Raw genomic sequence first — 17369 nt, forward strand, 5'->3', positions numbered from 1 at the left:
GTGTGGCTAAAAGGGAATATAGGGATAAAGTTATAGTAAAGCGAAGGATGCTGGTTGTTTTTAGCATGCTTTTGCTTTTGTTTTTTGGCCTAGTAGGTAGATTGTCATATCTTATGATATTCAAATCACAGAAATATAAAGCCATTGCCACTGATCAATGGACAAGTGATGTGAAAATTGAGGCAAGAAGAGGGAAAATACTCGATAGAAACGGTAGTGAGCTTGCGGTAAGCGCAAATGTATACAGAGTGGATCTAGATATGAACACTTTAAGAAAAACTAGAGATGACAATAAAATGACTGATGATGAAATAGCAGCTAAATTGGCGGAAGCTGTGGAAATGGATAAAGAAGAAGTATCTAAAATCTTAAAGAAAACTTTGCCAGGAGGATTACCACTTGGATCAGCTACACTAAAAAGAAGAATTGAAAAAGAAGAAGCGGACAAGGTTAGAAACATAGAGATTAATGGTAAAAAATTAAGGGGAGTTATAGTATCACCAGATACTAAAAGGTACTATCCTAATAATAATTTTTTAGCACAAGTTTTAGGACATACAAGAGCCGATGGAGAGGGGCTTACAGGTGTTGAACTTACTTATAATAAGTACTTAGCAGGAGTACCGGGAGTTAAAATTGCTGAAACGGACAATAAGAGTCAGGAACTTCCTTATACTATATCAGAATATACAAAGCCAATACCAGGAAAAGATGTTGTACTTACCATTGACGAAATGATACAACATTTCGCTGAAAAGGCAGCAGATCAAGCATTAAAAGATAATAAAGCTAAAGCTGTTACCATAATAGTTATGAATCCTAAAAATGGAGAAGTGCTAGCTATGGCAAATAAACCTGATTATAATCCTAACTCACCATGGGAAGAAGGAAAGAGTTTTGAAGAACTTCAAAAAAATTGGAGAAATAGAGCTGTCAGTGATACTTTTGAACCCGGCTCTATATTTAAGGTGGTTACAGCTGCTGCAGCCATGGAAGAAAAAGTAGTTGATGAGGAGAACTATAAGATTACTTGCGGTGGAAGTGTATCTGTTGGTAAAAGAACTATTCATTGCTGGAAAAGAACAGGTCATGGGACTGAAACCTTTGTAGACATCCTTAAAAATTCATGTAACGTTGGATTTATGGATTTAGGAAGAAAGCTTGGAGCAGAAAAATTAAACAAGCATATCCAAAAGTTTGGTCTTGGTCAAAAAACAAATATAGATCTTCCAGGAGAAGCAAAGGGTATAATTAAGAAGACTAGTTCAATTACCGAAACGGACTTAGCAACTATTTCATTTGGTCAGACTAATACTTTAACAGGTATACAATATATAACAGCCTTAAATGCTATAGCTAATGGGGGATATTTAATACAACCTCATGTGGCTAAAGAAATAGTTCATTACGATGAAAATAATCAAAAAGTAGTTGATAAAGATTTTAAAGATATTCCAAAGGAGCAAGTTGAAGATGCAGATGTAATGGCAAGATTAAGAGGTTATCTTGAAAAAGTTATATCTGAAGGAGGAGGTCAAAAGGCTTTTGTTGAAGGATATCGTATTGCAGGAAAAACTGGTACTGCACAGAAGGTTGTTGATGGTAAATATGGAGTTGGAAAATATATAGCTTCTTTTGGAGGTATGGCTCCAGCAGATGATCCAAAGGTTACAGTGTTTATTTCAATAGATGAACCAGATCCATCTAACTATTATGCAGGACAAATTGCAACACCTGTTGCAAAACAACTATTTACTGATATTTTTAATTATATGGCGTTAAGTAGTAATGATGGAGAAAAAGTATTATTAAAAAATGTAGTTATACCTGAAGTAAGAGGACTTAGCAAAAATGATGCAATAAAGGTTTTAAAGGAATATAAATTGAACTATGAAATAGATAAAGATGGAGAGTATATAGTAGATATGACTCCTAAACCTGGCTATTCAGTAAATGAAGGAGGCAAAATACTACTTTACACTGGAGACTCAAAAAATTATAATAAGGAAGTGGTAGTTCCAAATCTTAAAGGGTATAATAAAGAAAAAGCCGTTGAACTCCTCAAGAGTCTTGGAATTGAGACTAAGATAATTGGGCAGGGAATTGTTTTTGAACAGAGTATCGGTGCCGGACAAAAGGTTAACAGAGGTACTACTGTAGTAACACTTACACTCAATGAAATTGGAGATTAAAATAGTTTTTGGAGGAAATAGCTACAGAATATAATAAAAAATAGTATGTGATTAGCATTTATGCTAATCACATTAATTTGTTAAATTAAGAGGTGAAGTTATGAGACTTTTAGAATTATTAAAGGACTTAGAATATGAAGTGGTTACTGGACAGGTTGAAATTGAAATAAATGAAGTTCAGTATGATTCAAGAAAAATAGACAGTGGGGATTTATTTGTTTGCATAGAAGGATTTAATGTAGATGGACATAATTATATAAATAATGCTGTCTGCAAAGGTGCTACGGCGATAATCTGTAGTAAGGATATAAACGCAAACTTGGATTGTACAGTTATTAAAGTTAATGACACAAGAAAAGCTTTAGCAATAGTATCATCCAATCTATATGGAAACCCATCTAGAGATATAAAACTGATAGGAATAACAGGCACCAATGGAAAAACTACGTCTACCTATATGATTAAATCAATACTTGAAGGTGCTGGATATAAAACAGGTTTAATAGGTACTATAGCAAATTATATTGGTGGGGAGAAATTAAAAGCAGATAGGACTACGCCAGAATCTTTAGAGCTTCACAGTCTATTTAATGAAATGAAAAATAGGGAAATTGAATATTGTATTATGGAAGTTTCCTCGCATTCATTGAGTCTAAATAGAGTATATGGATTGAACTTTTCTCAAGCAATATTCACAAATCTTACCCAGGATCATCTTGATTTTCATAAGACTTTTGAAAATTATTATAGAGCTAAATTAAGTTTATTTGAGAATACCAATAATTCAATAATCAATATTGATGATACTTATGGTAGAAAGATGATAGAGGACATTCCTAAAAGCAGTAGTATAGTTACATATTCTATTGAAGGATTAGGTGACTTAGTTGCTAAAAATATCGAAAACCACTCTAGGGGAGCAGAATTTGATCTACAATTTAAAGGAGAAAATGTACATATTAATTTAAGTATACCAGGAAAATATAATGTTTATAATGCTTTATGTAGTGCAGGGGCTTGCCTTAGTGAGGGGGTTTCACTAGAGTTAATTAAAGAAGGACTAGAAAATGTTGTAGTGCCAGGAAGATGTGAAATTGCAACTAAAAACTATAACCTTAGATTTGATGTTATTATTGACTATGCACATACACCAGATGGTTTAGAGAATATATTAAAGACTGCAAGAGAATTTACAAAGGGAAGACTTATAAGTGTATTCGGATGTGGGGGAGATAGAGATAAGACAAAGAGACCTATAATGGGAAATATAGGTTCAGAATTATCAGATGTGGCAATAATAACTTCAGATAATCCAAGAAGTGAGGAGCCAATGAGTATTATTCAAGATGTTATAGGTGGAATAAAAAAAGATAATTATGTTGTTGTAGAAAATAGAAGAGAAGCTATTAAGGAAGCAATGAAGATGGCCGAAAAGGATGATGTAATAGTAGTTGCAGGAAAAGGCCATGAAGACTATCAAATTTTAAAAGATAGAGTAATTCATTTTGATGAAAGAGAAGTAATATCTGACATTATAAAGGAGTTGTTTTAAGTGGAGATATTGTACTTTGAAGAAATAGTTAAAGCTGTACAAGGAAAAGTATACATAAATGCTGACAAACATAAATATAATAATTTGAGCACAGATACAAGAAAAATATGTAAAGATAGTATATTTATAGCTTTAAAGGGACAGAATTTTAATGGCAATGATTATGTAGAACAGGCTAGCAGCAATGGTGCCAATCTTTGTATAGTAGATGAAATCAAATTTAGAGATTCAAATTTAAAAGATAATACATCTATTATACTAGTAGAGGACACAAGAAAGGCACTTTTAGATTTAGCTGAGTATTATAGAAGCAAATTAAGTGTAAAAATAATTGGGATTACAGGATCTACTGGTAAAACATCTACAAAGGATTTGACAGCTGCAGCTTTAAGTTCAAAATTAAAAGTATTTAAAACACAGGGGAATTTTAATAACGAAATTGGGCTTCCTCTTATGATATTTAAATTAGACAATACCTATGATGCTGCTGTACTAGAGATGGGAATGAGTGACTTTGGGGAAATTCATAGGCTTGCAAAGGTAGCTAGGCCAGATGTAGCTATAATAACTAATATAGGTATATCTCATATAGAAAATTTAAAAACTAGAGAAAACATCCTAAAAGCTAAGATGGAAATAACAGATTTTTTTGGCAATGATAATATACTTATTATAAATGATGAAAATGACTTACTATCTACTATTTCCGAAAAGGAGTATAAGGTAGTTAAGATTGGGTTTAACGAAGATGCAGATGTACAGGCAAGTGATATTTTAGTGGATGAAGAACATGTTGAATTTTCACTTGGACATAATGGTGAAGAGGGACGATTTATAGTTCCGGTACCAGGGAAACACAACATTTTAAACTCTTTATTAGCAATTGCAGCGGGAAAGGCTTTGGATATAGAAAATAATGAACTAAAACGAGGAATAAAAAACTTAAGTTTTACGTCTATGCGATTAGACATTGTAAAAGGAGAGAAATTTACTATAATTGATGACTCTTATAATGCTAGTCCGGATTCTATGAAAGCTGCTTTAGAAGTACTAGATACCGTGAAAGGTAGTAGAAAAATTGCTGTTCTAGGTACTATGAGAGAGCTTGGGGTTGATTCCTATAAGTTTCACAAAGAAGTTGCTGAGTATGCTAAAAATAAGAATGTAGACTTACTAATAGCTGTTGGAGAATTTAAAGAAGCATATAGGGAAGGACTTAATCAAGATAACAAATTTAAAGGATTTGAGAATATAGAAGATGCTTCAAATTTTTTAATGGATAATTTTAGAGAAAAGGATGTTATACTTGTAAAAGCTTCTAGAAGTATGAAATTTGAAACTATAGTAAATAGCCTCAAAGGGAAAAATTGCTAAAGGAGATAGAAAAAAATGAGTTTAATGATCTATTCAGTATTGGTTGCCTTCTTTATATCTATTCTTCAAGGACCAATATTAATACCGCTGCTTCATAAGCTAAAATTTGGCCAAAATATTAGAGATGAGGGCCCAGAAAGTCATAAGAAGAAATCAGGAACTCCTACTATGGGGGGAATTATATTTATAATATCATGTATAATTACGGTGTTTATTATTTTAAAAAAACCAGGTTCTGAAACTACTCTTGCTATGTTTGCCTTTGTAGGTTTTGGAATTATAGGATTTATAGATGACTTATTAAAAATAATTCATAAAAAGAATGAAGGACTTAAAGCCTATCAGAAGATGTTACTATTAGTTATTGTTTCTGCTATAGTTGCTTTTTATGCATATAATAGTCCTAAAATCGGAAGCAGTATATTAATTCCATTTACTCACAAAACTTGGGATTTGGGTATGTTTTATGTACCTTTTATAATAGTATATTTTGCAGCTACAACTAATGCTGTTAATCTAACAGACGGATTAGATGGACTTGCGACAAGTGTAACTTTACTTGTAATGACTTTTTTTGCTGTAGTCAGCTATGCAACAGGTCATTATACACTTTCAATATTTTGTGCTACTGTAGGAGGAGCGCTTTTAGGATTTTTAAGGTACAATGCTCATCCAGCACAAATTTTTATGGGAGATACTGGTTCATTGGCTTTAGGTGGTGCAGTTGGGGTAGTAGCTATGATACTAAAATTGCCACTAATAGTTGTAATAGTAGGTGGAATCTATGTTGCTGAAACTATATCTGTAATACTTCAAGTTGCATCATTTAAGTTGTTTGGCAAGAGAATTTTTAAAATGAGTCCATTGCATCATCACTTTGAACTAAGTGGTTGGCATGAAACTAAAATTGTAACTGTATTTTCAATAATTACAGTTATATTGAGTTTAATTGGATTCTTATCATTAATGCAAATGAATGGTTTATCCCTTTAAGTAATTAAAATAGGAGGATAAGTTATGAAAAAACCCAAAGTTAAAATGGGTCAAGTTGATTTTATTTTATTTGCAACAATAATGATATTAGTATCTATAGGAATTATAATGGTTTATAGTGCTAGTTCATATACTGCATTACATAGTAAAGCCTATGGTTATGATGATATGTTTTTTCTAAAAAAGCAGGGCCTATGGGCTATAATAGGTATAACCTTTATGATTATTACAGAAAAGATAGATTATCATATGTTTAAGAAGTATACTGGAATTCTGATGATTATTACTATAGCTTTACTTTGTGCTGTTTTTGCTTTCCCGGATAATCATGGAGCTAGGAGATGGATTTACCTTCCAGGAGGATCTTCTATTCAACCATCAGAGATAGCTAAGTATATGGTAGTTTTATATTTAGCTAAAAGTATTGAACAAAAGGGTGAAAAAATTAAGACATTTAAATATGGTATTTTACCTTATTTATTAGTTTCTGGTTTTTTTGCAGGAATGGTATTGTTAGAAAAAAATTTAAGTATAGCTTCTGTAATAATGATAGTTACAGTAATAGTACTATTTTCAGCTGGATGTAGAAAAAAAGATATTACTTTAGTACTGTCTTTAGTATTCGCTGCAGGAGTAACCTTTACTGTATTGGAGTCATATAGAATGAGAAGATTTATGAGCTTCTTAAATCCATGGGAAGACCCAAAAGGAGATGGATACCAGCTAATACAATCACTATTGGCACTAGGTTCCGGCGGCATGTTGGGAATGGGGTTAGGGCAATCCCGGCAAAAGTGTTATTACATACCTGAGCCTCACAATGATTTCATATTCTCCATAATAGGCGAAGAGCTAGGACTAATTGGATGTATAGCTATTATATGTCTATTCCTTGTTTTCATTTGGAGAGGTATAAAGATTGCAATAAGAGCTAAGGATATCTTTGGAACACTGCTAGCTGTAGGTATAACTGGAGTAATAGCAATTCAAGCTATAATAAATATTGCCGTTGTTACAGGGTCTATGCCAGTTACTGGAGTTCCACTTCCATTTATAAGCTATGGAGGATCTTCTCTTTTATTTAACTTAATTGCTATGGGAGTATTGTTAAACATATCAAGGCAAACTACTTAGAGTAAGTATAAGAATAAAGCATTGCTAAGGCAATGCTTTATTTATATGCTTGTAAATTAATTTAATTAAAAAAGTTATTAAATACGTTTAATATTAATATATAATGTGGTATCATATAGGTATAAAATTGAATATTTGAGAGGATTAGAATATGAGCAGTGACCTAAGTATAAATACTAAAACAAAAGATAAAGGCAATAACGAGCTTATTGAAAAAAGAAGGAGAAAAAAGAAGATAAGAAGGGGTATTTTACTTATAATAATGCTATTATCCATAAGTATAACTTTGTGTCTAAAACTATCTTATTTTAATATTAAAAACATAGAAATTGTTAACAACAGAAATATTCCTTCAGAAGAAATTATAAAACTTTCTAATATAAATAAAGGCAAAAATATATTTTATTTAAATTTAAATAGGAGTAAAACTAATATACTTACCAATTCGTATATATTAAATGTAGAAATAAAAAGAAAACTTCCTAATACAATAAATATATCTGTTGAAGAGAGAACGGCTATATTTTATATAAAAAAAGAGGATAAATATTTAATTGTAGGGAAAGATGGGATTGTATTAGAAGAAAAACAACAAATTAATAATATGAAATTAATTAAATTAGAAGGCTTTGATAAGGACAGTTATAAGGTTGGGCAGATAATTAGTGATAAAGATAGTAGAAAAATACAGTTGATTGGCGAGATTACTGACCTAATAAAGAGCTTAAAAGATGGTATACCTGAACCTTCAATTGTAAATATAGAGGATGCAACAGATATAAAAATTTTTTATGGGAATATGATGATAAAATTAGGGACAAGTAGTAATCTGAAGGAAAAGTACAATAAAGCAATAAATGTAATGATGCACAATGGTCTTCAAAGCAAAAAAGGATACATAGATGTAAGTTATAAAGGAGATCCTGTATTCTTGGTAAATAACTAGGAGGATTTTTATGAATAAATTGCGATCACAAATTTCTGTAGGCGTGGTATGTATATTACTAGGATTTATGCTTACATATCAGTTAAAATCTGTAATGAAACAAAGAAAAGAATTAGACGAAAAAAGAAATGTGGCACAAATTACAGTAGAAGTTGAACAACTAAAGAAGCAGAAGCAAAATTTAGAGGATAAGGTAAATGAGCTTCAAACACAAATAAAAAATTATGAAACGGCGGCTACTACTGGTAATGAAATATCTCGAGAAATAGCAAAAAAACTTGAAGATACTAGAATTCTTACTGGAAGTGTAAATGTAGAAGGCGAAGGAGTTATTATATACATAACACCTCAAAATGAATTCTTCGGTAATACTAGTGAAGGACCTGCTATAATAGACACTGATTTAATCAAACTAGTAAATGAATTAAATGCTGCAGATGCCGAAGCAGTTTCTATTAACGATATAAGAATAACTGCAAGAACAGGCATAAGGAGTGCTAGTAATTATATTATTATAAATGAAGAGAGAATTTCTCCTTATAAAAGAATTACAATAAAAGCAATAGGAAATAAAACTAATTTAAAGAAAGCTTTAGAATTTCCAGGAGTCCTAGATACAGGATCTAATGGATTTAACATAAAATATGAAGTATCTGACAAAATTGAAATAAAAAAATACAATGACAACTTTAAATTTGAATATGCAAAACCTATTAAAAATGACTAGAGGTGTTATAGATGGTTATATTTATCGGACTTTTAATTGGAACAATTATAGGGATGTTTTGGAACATTAACATACCTATGAAATTTTCTCCTTATATATCAGTTGCAATTTTTGCTTGCCTAGATTCTGTATTTGGTGCTTTAAAGGCATCTATGGATAAAAAATTTAGGGCTGATGTATTTATTTCAGGCTTTTTTGGGAATGCTGTATTAGCAGCAGCACTAACATATTTAGGTGATAAGTTAGGAATGCCTATATATTTGGCAGCAATAATTGTTTTTGGAGAAAGAATATTTAATAATTTCGCATCTTTAAGGAGGTTATTGCTTGAAAAAGCAAGGTCTCATCAGTGAGGTGATTAGATGAAAACAAATGAAGCTACTATATTTGTTTTTATAGCTTGTATAATAATTGGAATATTAATTTCAACTAGTATGAACTTTAAGAAAGTAAATAATGAAGTATTCTTAACTCCAGCAGAATATCAAGAAGCATATGAGTCTACTAGTAAGCTTAATAAAGACATTAAAACATTATCTGAAAAATATTATCAATATTATTCAAAGCTACAAAACTATAAAGAAAACCCTAATAATAAGAGCAACGTATTAAGTGAAATAAATAAAGAATTATATGGCAATGAAATTGCTTTAGGTTATATAGACATTGAAGGGGAAGGAATTGAAATAGAACTAAATGATGCAACAAGTCAATCTCAAGGGGAAGTTATAGACCCTAATGATTGGTGGGCTCAAATTGTACATGATAGTGACCTAGTTAATTTAATAAATGAGCTTAAAATTGCTGGAGCTGAAGCTATTTCTTTAAATGGTCATAGAATTACCGATAGATCTAATATTCTTTGCTGGGGAGTGTTTATAGAATTAGATGGTGTAAAGATACCAGCCCCTTTTGAAATAAAGGTAATAGGTGATAAAGAAAAATTATACAGTTATATGGTAGCCGATGGAGGCTATATTTCATTCTTAAAAATTAGAGGAAATATAAATATATCTGTATCTAAAAAGGATAATGTAAAGATATTAGCTAATGATAGAAAAATAGATTATAAATATGTGAAAGAAATAAAAATCAAAAAAACTAAATAACTTGTAAGGAGACGATGAGATTGTCTATTGAGGCTAGAATAAATAAAATAATTAATGAAATTCCTGAAAATGTAAAGCTCATTGCAGTTTCTAAAACTAGAACTTTAGATGAATTAGAAGAAGCTTATAATGCAGGTTCAAGAGATTTTGGAGAAAATAAGGTTCAAGAACTGGTAGAAAAATACGATGAATTCCATAATGATGTAAGATGGCATTTTATTGGACATCTCCAAAAGAATAAAGTAAAATATATAGTAGGCAAAGTATTTATTATTCATTCATTAGACAATATTGAACTTTTAAAAGAAATTGAAAAAAGATATTCTATGAATAATGAAATTGCTAATGTATTAATACAGATAAATATTGGCAGAGATCCAAACAAATCAGGTGTTCTATTAGAAAATTTAGAAGAGCTTATAGAAGCTTGTGAAAATTGTAAAAATGTTAAGGTCAAAGGTCTTATGACAGTAATTCCTAAAGGAGATGAAGAGAGTAATAGGAAATATTTCAAAAATATGAAAGAAATCTATGATTCTTTATCAAAAAAGATGTATAATAATATATCAATGGAATACCTTTCTATGGGCATGAGCGGTGATTATCAAATAGCTATGGAAGAAGGCTCAAATATGATAAGAATCGGTGAAGGAATATTTGGCAAAAGAATATATAATAATATTTAGGAGGGATATAAAAATGGCAGGTAAAATAGTAAATAAGGTTATGGATTTTTTAGGTTTAGAAGAAGAAGTAGATGAAATAGAAGAAATGGAAAACGAAAATGTTGAACAAGAACATCCAGAAATAGACAATATAATTAGTTCTACTAATCCGAAGAAACAAAAGGGTAAAGTAGTTAGTATACATACAGCTGCTAGTGCAAAAATTTTAATAGTTAAACCAATAGATTATGATGAAGTAATAGAAATATGTGATAATCTAAAAAACAGAAAAATTATAGTTATAAATATGACTAATCTTGAGTCAAAAACAGCTCAAAGGTTATTAGATTTTATGGCTGGTGCAAGTTATGCACTGGAAGGATCTCTAGAAGAAGTAGAAAAAGGTGTTTATATTATATCACCTTCTAACGTAGAAATATCTAATGAACTCAAAAATGAGCTATCAAGTAAAGGGTTGCTAAACTGGACTAGATAGATTGGAGGAAAAAATGCTATTATTGCAGAATGCTGTAAACTTATTGTTCCAATTTTTAGAAGTTCTAATACTTGTAGATATAGTTTTATCTTGGGTATATAGAGGTGAGAATGCTATTACAAGGCTTATCCATATTTTCACTGGACCATTCTTAGAACCAGGAAGAAGGATACAAGATAGTTTAATGCCAAATCTTCCATTAGACTTTTCACCTATAATTGGACTATTTATTTTATCAATGTTACGACGTATTATATTTATATTACTAGGATTCTTATAATATGAATAAAAAAGAATTTTTAAATAGAATTAATTATGAAGATAAAGTTTTATTATCTAATATTTACGATAAAATAATGCTTTATGAAAAAATAAATAGGCCAATATATTTTAATGAATTTTATCCACCTAATGTTTGGAAAGCATTAACTAACATTAGTCATAACTTAGGATGTAAAATAGGTACATATGGTGTACTAGAGGATAGTGATAGAAGGGTAATTTCTATTTTGCCTCCTGATACAGAGGATAACCCTTATGAATATCCAGTTTGTCTCATTAAAATCAATAATAAATCTGCTTTTAAAAATTTAAAACATTCTGACTTTCTAGGAGCTTTAATGGGACAGGGAATTAAGCGTGAAAAGTTTGGAGATTTAATATTAGAAGGTCAAAGTTGTTTTGTTCCAATTTGTAATGATATATATCAATACATTAAAGATAATTTAGATAGAGTTGGTAAAAATCCATGTAGTATAGAAATGTTAGAGATAAATGATATTAAAGTTCCTAAATTTAATTTCGAAAAGAAAACTGTAACGATTTCTTCCTTAAGGATTGATTGCGTAGTTTCTTCACTAAGTGGAGTTTCTAGAAACTCATCTGTTGACATGATCAAAAGTGGAATGATTTTATTAGATTATGAAAAGATCGTGGAAAAAGATACATATGTAAAATTAGGCTCTATTATTACAATCCGTGGATACGGTAAGTTTAAAATTATGGAGTCTATTGGAAAGACACAAAGAGAGAGAGAAAAGATTATAATAAAAAAATACATATGAGTATGGGGTGATTAGCATGGTAATTACATCAATGGACATTAATAACAAAGAATTTAAAAAGTCACTTAGAGGATATGATTGTGATGAAGTTGATGAATTTTTAGATAAAATAGGCGAGGATTATGAAGTTCTATATAGAGAAAACTCATCACTTAAAGAGAAATTAGAGTTATTAGAAGACAAACTAAAGCATTATTCTAAAATAGAATCTACAATTCAAAATACTCTAGTTTTAGCGCAAAATGCTGCAGAACAAGCAAGAGAATCTGCTAAGAATGAGTCAGAACTAATAATCAGGCAGGCAAATGAATCAGCAAAACAAATTATTGATAAGGCTCATAATGATGTAATAAAAATTAATGACGAATATGAAACAATTAAACAGGAATTTTTGAAATTTAGAGCTAAATTTAAGAATTTTATGAGTTCTCAATTAGACACTTTTAACACGTTAGAAAATGAATTCATGAAAGACTATAATGTGGGAAAAATTTCAGAGTTATCAAATGTAGAGCCAAAAGAAATTGAGAATAGTGTAAAAAACAAAATAGAGGAACATAAAGAATTTAACAATGATGAATTAGATGCTATAAAAAGCTTTTTTGCTAAGGATAACTAAGGCTCACTTAAGTTGTGAGCCTTTTTTATTTTATAAAAAAGTACTCTAATTGACAATAAAAAAGGATTACTGTATTCTATTATAAGCATATATTATTTAAAATCGGAGGTCGTAAAATGATTATTGGAATTATTGGTGCTATGGATGAAGAAATAGAAATATTATTAAAAAACATACAATTAAACAAAAAAGAAAAAAAAGCCAGCATGGAATTTAATATAGGTAAACTATGGGGAAAAGACGTAGTTATAGTTAGAAGTGGTATTGGGAAAGTTAATGCTGCAGTATGTACTCAAATTTTAATAGATGATTATAAAGTCAATAAGGTTATTAATGTTGGAGTAGCTGGAGGAATAGGAAAGGATATTTTACCAGGAGATGTAGTTGTGGCAGATAATTTAATACAACACGATATGGATACATCAGCATTTGGAGATAAACTTGGACAGATACCAAGATTAGAAGTATATGACTTTAAATGTGATAATGAGTTGGTGAAACTTGCTAAAGAGGCATGTGATAATGCTACAAAATATAAGAGCTTTGTAGGAAGAATTGTATCTGGAGATCAATTTATAGCCAATATTGATAAGATTAAATGGTTAAGTAGTGAATTCGGAGCTATTGCGTGCGAAATGGAAGGTGCAAGCATAGCACAAGTATGTTATTTAAATTCAATTCCTTTTGTTATAATAAGATCCATTTCGGATAATGCTAATAATGGAGCTCATATAGATTATGAAAAATTTATTCCAATTGCTATAGAAAATTCAACTGAGATTCTAAGAAATATGTTGCAATCAATGTAGGTGATTAATTAATGGATAAATTAATAGTAAATAAGTCCCAGGGAGACATAATAAAAGTTAAGGTTAAAGATGTGATTATTGGTGGAGCTAAAAAAGTTATAATTTCTGGGCCATGTGCAGTAGAAAACTATGAAACTATGGTTCATATTGCAAAAGAATTAAAAAAATTAGGTGTAGATATTTTACGTGGGGGAGCTTTTAAACCAAGAACTTCCCCTTATAGCTTTCAAGGGCTTCAAAATGAAGGTCTTAAAATACTGAAGGAAGTTGGAAGTGAGACTGGACTACCTATTGTTTCTGAGATAATGGACACAAGAGATGTAGAGAAAAGTGAAGAGTATATTGATATGATTCAAATAGGATCAAGGAATATGTATAATTATAGTTTGTTAAAAGAGGTTGGTAAAAGTAAACTTCCTATATTATTAAAGAGGGGTATAAGTGCAACTATAGAGGAATGGCTATATGCAGCTGAGTATATAATGTCTGAAGGTAACCTAAATGTAGTATTATGTGAAAGAGGTATAAGAACCTTTGAAACCTTTACTAGAAATACATTAGATTTAAATGCTGTTGCATTAGTAAAGGAAAGATATAGATTACCTGTAATAGTTGATCCAAGTCATGGTACCGGTTTAAGAGAATTAGTTTATAAAATGTCTATGGCGTCTATATCTGCTGGAGCCGACGGATTAGAAATTGAAAGTCATTTAGATCCAGATAAAGCAGTGTCAGATGCACAGCAAACTGTTTCTATAGAACAAGTAGGAAAAATAATAGAGGACATAAGGAACTTTACTCTACATTTTAGTTAATTAATACTATTTATTATAATTGTAATAAAATATTTTACTTTAGAAAAAATAATAATAGGCCTAATTATTTAGCAAATTACTATTTAACTTAAAGGAGCTGTTATTATGGATAAAGCTAAAATGCAGTATTATAAAGATAAACTTATGAAAGAAAAGCAGAGGGTGGAAAATTTAATACAGCAAATAAAAGAGTTTGAAGGAATAGAATTAGGAAATGAGTTATCATCAGAGCTATCACTATATGATAATCATCCAGCAGACACTGCACAACAGATATTTGATAAAGAAAAAGGTGCAGCATTACAAAAAAATGAAATAGAGATTTTAAATTCAATAGATGATTCTTTAAAGGACATAGATAATGGAACCTATGGAAAGTGTAGAGCTTGCGGCAAGGAGATAAATAGAGAAAGGCTAGAGTTTATACCATATACACAATATTGTATTGATTGTAAAAATGAACAGGTAAAATCTATGCCAGGTGATTGGAACAATGATCCTCCAGAAGAAGATATTATAGAAAAACCTTTTGGATATGGAAATAATGATTTTACAGATGCTGTAGAATTTGATGCTGAGGATAGTTATCAAAGTGTAGATAGATTTAATACTATGGAGAATATTTATGATTATGGTGATGATTATGAGGATGATAATATAGGTATAGTTGAAGAAGTAGAAAAGATAAGTAATGCACAGTATAAAAGTCAATTGCCAGATTAATAAAAATATAGATAGATGTTTAGTACTTGTAATAAATTAAGGGGTGGGGGAAAAGCATGGAAATTTTATTGGTTTTTTTAGGTATTTCTTTAGATAGGATTAGTAAAATTTGGGCCCTTAAAAGTTTAAAAACAGGAAATGATATTGTAGTAATAGACAACTTTTTTTCTTTTCAATATCTGGAAAACAGGGGAGCAGCTTTTGGAATATTCCAAGGGAAAGTGTTTTTACTAACAGCAGTAACTCTGCTAGTTGTTATTGGAATGATATATTATTTAATTAAATATAAGCCGGATTCTAAGGTTTTAAGGTTAAGCTTCGCATTAATTATAAGTGGTGCTATAGGAAATCTTTATGATAGAGTTTTTTATAAATATGTAGTGGATTTTATTTTGTTGCACTATAGAGATATATATTATTTTCCTACTTTTAATGTAGCAGATATGTTAGTAGTTGTAGGAACGTTTTTATTGGCGATTTGTGTGTTGAGGGAAGGTAAATGATGGATAAAAGAGAAATTATAGTTGATAATGAATTTGTAAATACTCGACTTGATGTATTTGTTGCAAAAGATTTTCAAGGCAAATCAAGATCTTACATACAAAAACTTATAGAAGAAAAATACATTGTGGTTAATGATAATATAAAGAAAAGTAATTATAAGCTAAGATTAGGAGATAAAGTTACAGTTAGTCTTCCTGAAGTTCAAGAATTAGTGGTAGAACCTGAAGATATACCACTGGATATTCTATATGAAGATAATGATATTATAGTGGTTAATAAACCTCAAGGATTAGTAGTTCATCCAGCACCAGGAAACTATAGTGGGACACTTGTAAATGCACTTTTGTATCATTGTAAAGATTTATCAGGAATAAATGGTGTTGCTAGACCAGGCATAGTTCATAGAATTGATAAAGATACTTCAGGTGTATTAGTTATTGCTAAAAATGATAAATCACATAATAAGTTATCTGAACAATTAAAAGAGCATTCTATGAAGCGAGAATATATAGCATTAGTAGAAGGCGTAATAAAGCAGGATAAGGGAGTAGTTGACAAGCCACTAGGAAGAAATCCTAAAGATAGGCTGAAAATGGGGATAGTAGAAGGTGGAAAGAGAGCTGTTACCCATTATGAAGTTTTAAAAAGATTTGAAAAATATACACTAATTAAATGTATATTAGAAACCGGGAGAACACATCAAATTAGAGTTCATATGGCTTACTTAGGCCATCCTTTAGTAGGGGATCCTGTATACGGATATAAAAAACAAAAATTTAATGTGGCAGGACAAATGCTTCATGCTAAAAAATTAGGATTTATTCATCCTTCTACTGAAGAATATATGGAGTTTGAATCGGATATTCCTAAATATTATGAAGAAGTTATTCGTAAACTCTCTGAATAATTGACTTTATATAGGGAATATGTTACTATTCCTAATATATGTTAATTGTTTTGAGAAAATTTTTAATTATGAAAGATTTCCTAAATGGAATAATTGTAGTACTTAATAGCATACCTTAGCCTTTTTATGGCTAAGATTTTTATTTACATAGTTTTTAATGTTTTATAAAGGAGGGTAAAGGATGGAATTTAAATCCGTACTTTTAGATGAAAAAGCTATAAAAAGAACATTAACTAGAATAGCCCATGAGATTATTGAAAAGAATAAAGGCGTTGATGATATTGTATTAGTAGGAATACAAAGGAGAGGTGTTCCTATAGCACAGAGAATTGCTAAATTAATAGAAGAATTTGAAGATACTGCAGTAAAAGTAGGAAGTGTGGATATAACACTTTATAGAGATGATTTAACAGAGTTAAGTGAACAACCTGTAGTAAATAATAATAGCTTAGATATTGACGTTAGAAATAATAAAATTATTTTGGTAGATGACGTTTTATATACTGGTAGAACAGCAAGGGCAGCAATGGAAGCCATAATTAAACATGGCAGGCCTGCAAATGTACAATTAGCAGTGCTTATAGATAGAGGGCATAGAGAATTACCAATAAGAGCTGATTATGTAGGAAAAAACATACCTACTTCTAAAAAAGAACTTATTGCGGTTAAAGTTTCTGAAATTGACGATGAAGATTCAGTTAAAATATATGAAATATAGAGAATAATAAAAAATCTCGTTT

20 protein-coding genes are annotated in these 17369 nt (G+C 30.2%); all 20 read left to right on the forward strand.

Annotated elements, in window-relative coordinates; all coding sequences use genetic code 11:
* The first annotated feature begins 2 nt into the window (after positions 1-2).
* The 20 genes from ACWW38_RS16875 to pyrR all read left to right on the forward strand — a co-directional run bounded on the left by ACWW38_RS16875 (position 3) and on the right by pyrR (position 17347).
* On the forward strand, positions 3-2192 hold the full coding sequence (locus ACWW38_RS16875; RefSeq protein WP_456258687.1) for a stage V sporulation protein D: 2190 nt from the start codon (positions 3-5) through the stop codon (positions 2190-2192).
* A 100-nt stretch (positions 2193-2292) separates the two neighbouring features.
* Positions 2293-3744, forward strand: coding sequence for a UDP-N-acetylmuramoyl-L-alanyl-D-glutamate--2,6-diaminopimelate ligase (locus tag ACWW38_RS16880; RefSeq protein WP_456258688.1), 1452 nt, complete (start codon positions 2293-2295; stop codon positions 3742-3744).
* Positions 3745-5118, forward strand: coding sequence for a UDP-N-acetylmuramoyl-tripeptide--D-alanyl-D-alanine ligase (locus tag ACWW38_RS16885; protein ID WP_456258689.1), 1374 nt, complete (start codon positions 3745-3747; stop codon positions 5116-5118). It abuts the gene before it with no gap.
* A gap of 15 nt (positions 5119-5133) precedes the next feature.
* Entirely contained in the window at positions 5134-6111 is a 978-nt protein-coding gene (gene mraY / locus ACWW38_RS16890; protein ID WP_456258690.1) for a phospho-N-acetylmuramoyl-pentapeptide-transferase, read from the forward strand.
* A gap of 24 nt (positions 6112-6135) precedes the next feature.
* On the forward strand, positions 6136-7245 hold the full coding sequence (spoVE, locus tag ACWW38_RS16895; RefSeq protein ID WP_456258691.1) for a stage V sporulation protein E: 1110 nt from the start codon (positions 6136-6138) through the stop codon (positions 7243-7245).
* Between the two features lie 151 nt (positions 7246-7396).
* A complete protein-coding gene (locus ACWW38_RS16900) occupies positions 7397-8191 on the forward strand; it encodes a cell division protein FtsQ/DivIB (protein WP_456258692.1) in 795 nt (264 codons plus the stop codon).
* 10 nt (positions 8192-8201) lie between these two features.
* Positions 8202-8918, forward strand: coding sequence for a DUF881 domain-containing protein (locus tag ACWW38_RS16905; protein WP_456258693.1), 717 nt, complete (start codon positions 8202-8204; stop codon positions 8916-8918).
* Between the two features lie 11 nt (positions 8919-8929).
* Positions 8930-9271, forward strand: a complete 342-nt coding sequence (locus tag ACWW38_RS16910) for a small basic family protein (RefSeq protein WP_456258694.1) — start codon at positions 8930-8932, stop codon at positions 9269-9271.
* Positions 9272-9280: 9 nt separating this feature from the next.
* Positions 9281-10027 (forward strand): DUF881 domain-containing protein, encoded by a 747-nt coding sequence (locus ACWW38_RS16915; protein ID WP_456258695.1) that lies wholly within the window; start codon positions 9281-9283, stop codon positions 10025-10027.
* A gap of 14 nt (positions 10028-10041) precedes the next feature.
* Entirely contained in the window at positions 10042-10713 is a 672-nt protein-coding gene (locus ACWW38_RS16920) for a YggS family pyridoxal phosphate-dependent enzyme (protein WP_456258696.1), read from the forward strand.
* Positions 10714-10726: 13 nt separating this feature from the next.
* Entirely contained in the window at positions 10727-11188 is a 462-nt protein-coding gene (locus ACWW38_RS16925; RefSeq protein ID WP_456258697.1) for a cell division protein SepF, read from the forward strand.
* Between the two features lie 13 nt (positions 11189-11201).
* Positions 11202-11468: a YggT family protein gene (locus tag ACWW38_RS16930; protein WP_456258698.1), complete on the forward strand. Its 267-nt coding sequence runs from the start codon at positions 11202-11204 to the stop codon at positions 11466-11468.
* 1 nt (position 11469) lies between these two features.
* On the forward strand, positions 11470-12252 hold the full coding sequence (locus ACWW38_RS16935; RefSeq protein ID WP_456258699.1) for a YlmH family RNA-binding protein: 783 nt from the start codon (positions 11470-11472) through the stop codon (positions 12250-12252).
* A 16-nt stretch (positions 12253-12268) separates the two neighbouring features.
* Complete coding sequence (locus ACWW38_RS16940; RefSeq protein ID WP_456258700.1) at positions 12269-12871, forward strand: DivIVA domain-containing protein; 603 nt, start codon at positions 12269-12271, stop codon at positions 12869-12871.
* 116 nt (positions 12872-12987) lie between these two features.
* Positions 12988-13680, forward strand: coding sequence for a 5'-methylthioadenosine/adenosylhomocysteine nucleosidase (locus ACWW38_RS16945; RefSeq protein WP_456258701.1), 693 nt, complete (start codon positions 12988-12990; stop codon positions 13678-13680).
* Positions 13681-13691: 11 nt separating this feature from the next.
* Entirely contained in the window at positions 13692-14495 is an 804-nt protein-coding gene (gene aroF / locus ACWW38_RS16950) for a 3-deoxy-7-phosphoheptulonate synthase (protein ID WP_456258702.1), read from the forward strand.
* Positions 14496-14600: 105 nt separating this feature from the next.
* Entirely contained in the window at positions 14601-15218 is a 618-nt protein-coding gene (locus tag ACWW38_RS16955) for a TraR/DksA C4-type zinc finger protein (RefSeq protein ID WP_456258703.1), read from the forward strand.
* A gap of 56 nt (positions 15219-15274) precedes the next feature.
* Positions 15275-15721 (forward strand): signal peptidase II, encoded by a 447-nt coding sequence (gene lspA / locus ACWW38_RS16960; protein ID WP_456258704.1) that lies wholly within the window; start codon positions 15275-15277, stop codon positions 15719-15721.
* Positions 15721-16629 carry an RluA family pseudouridine synthase gene (locus tag ACWW38_RS16965; RefSeq protein ID WP_456258705.1) on the forward strand — a complete coding sequence of 303 codons (909 nt, stop codon included), beginning with the start codon at positions 15721-15723 and terminating at the stop codon, positions 16627-16629. The genes lspA and ACWW38_RS16965 overlap by 1 nt, the downstream gene beginning before the upstream one ends.
* Positions 16630-16810: 181 nt before the next feature.
* Entirely contained in the window at positions 16811-17347 is a 537-nt protein-coding gene (pyrR, locus tag ACWW38_RS16970) for a bifunctional pyr operon transcriptional regulator/uracil phosphoribosyltransferase PyrR (RefSeq protein ID WP_456258706.1), read from the forward strand.
* Positions 17348-17369: the final 22 nt, after the last annotated feature.

Source organism: Clostridium sp. JNZ J1-5 (genome assembly GCF_053901425.1).

Excerpts from the sequence above, each read along its gene's own strand:
- aroF (WP_456258702.1), top strand. The coding sequence starts at position 13,692 with ATGGATAAATTAATAGTAAATAAGTCCCAGGGAGACATAATAAAAGTT.
- mraY (WP_456258690.1), top strand. The coding sequence starts at position 5,134 with ATGAGTTTAATGATCTATTCAGTATTGGTTGCCTTCTTTATATCTATT.
- ACWW38_RS16935 (WP_456258699.1), top strand. The coding sequence starts at position 11,470 with ATGAATAAAAAAGAATTTTTAAATAGAATTAATTATGAAGATAAAGTT.
- ACWW38_RS16920 (WP_456258696.1), top strand. The coding sequence starts at position 10,042 with ATGAGATTGTCTATTGAGGCTAGAATAAATAAAATAATTAATGAAATT.
- ACWW38_RS16965 (WP_456258705.1), top strand. The coding sequence starts at position 15,721 with ATGGATAAAAGAGAAATTATAGTTGATAATGAATTTGTAAATACTCGA.
- ACWW38_RS16930 (WP_456258698.1), top strand. The coding sequence starts at position 11,202 with ATGCTATTATTGCAGAATGCTGTAAACTTATTGTTCCAATTTTTAGAA.
- ACWW38_RS16940 (WP_456258700.1), top strand. The coding sequence starts at position 12,269 with ATGGTAATTACATCAATGGACATTAATAACAAAGAATTTAAAAAGTCA.
- ACWW38_RS16915 (WP_456258695.1), top strand. The coding sequence starts at position 9,281 with ATGAAAACAAATGAAGCTACTATATTTGTTTTTATAGCTTGTATAATA.
- spoVE (WP_456258691.1), top strand. The coding sequence starts at position 6,136 with ATGAAAAAACCCAAAGTTAAAATGGGTCAAGTTGATTTTATTTTATTT.
- ACWW38_RS16900 (WP_456258692.1), top strand. The coding sequence starts at position 7,397 with ATGAGCAGTGACCTAAGTATAAATACTAAAACAAAAGATAAAGGCAAT.
- ACWW38_RS16910 (WP_456258694.1), top strand. The coding sequence starts at position 8,930 with ATGGTTATATTTATCGGACTTTTAATTGGAACAATTATAGGGATGTTT.
- ACWW38_RS16880 (WP_456258688.1), top strand. The coding sequence starts at position 2,293 with ATGAGACTTTTAGAATTATTAAAGGACTTAGAATATGAAGTGGTTACT.
- ACWW38_RS16955 (WP_456258703.1), top strand. The coding sequence starts at position 14,601 with ATGGATAAAGCTAAAATGCAGTATTATAAAGATAAACTTATGAAAGAA.
- ACWW38_RS16905 (WP_456258693.1), top strand. The coding sequence starts at position 8,202 with ATGAATAAATTGCGATCACAAATTTCTGTAGGCGTGGTATGTATATTA.
- ACWW38_RS16945 (WP_456258701.1), top strand. The coding sequence starts at position 12,988 with ATGATTATTGGAATTATTGGTGCTATGGATGAAGAAATAGAAATATTA.
- ACWW38_RS16925 (WP_456258697.1), top strand. The coding sequence starts at position 10,727 with ATGGCAGGTAAAATAGTAAATAAGGTTATGGATTTTTTAGGTTTAGAA.
- pyrR (WP_456258706.1), top strand. The coding sequence starts at position 16,811 with ATGGAATTTAAATCCGTACTTTTAGATGAAAAAGCTATAAAAAGAACA.
- lspA (WP_456258704.1), top strand. The coding sequence starts at position 15,275 with ATGGAAATTTTATTGGTTTTTTTAGGTATTTCTTTAGATAGGATTAGT.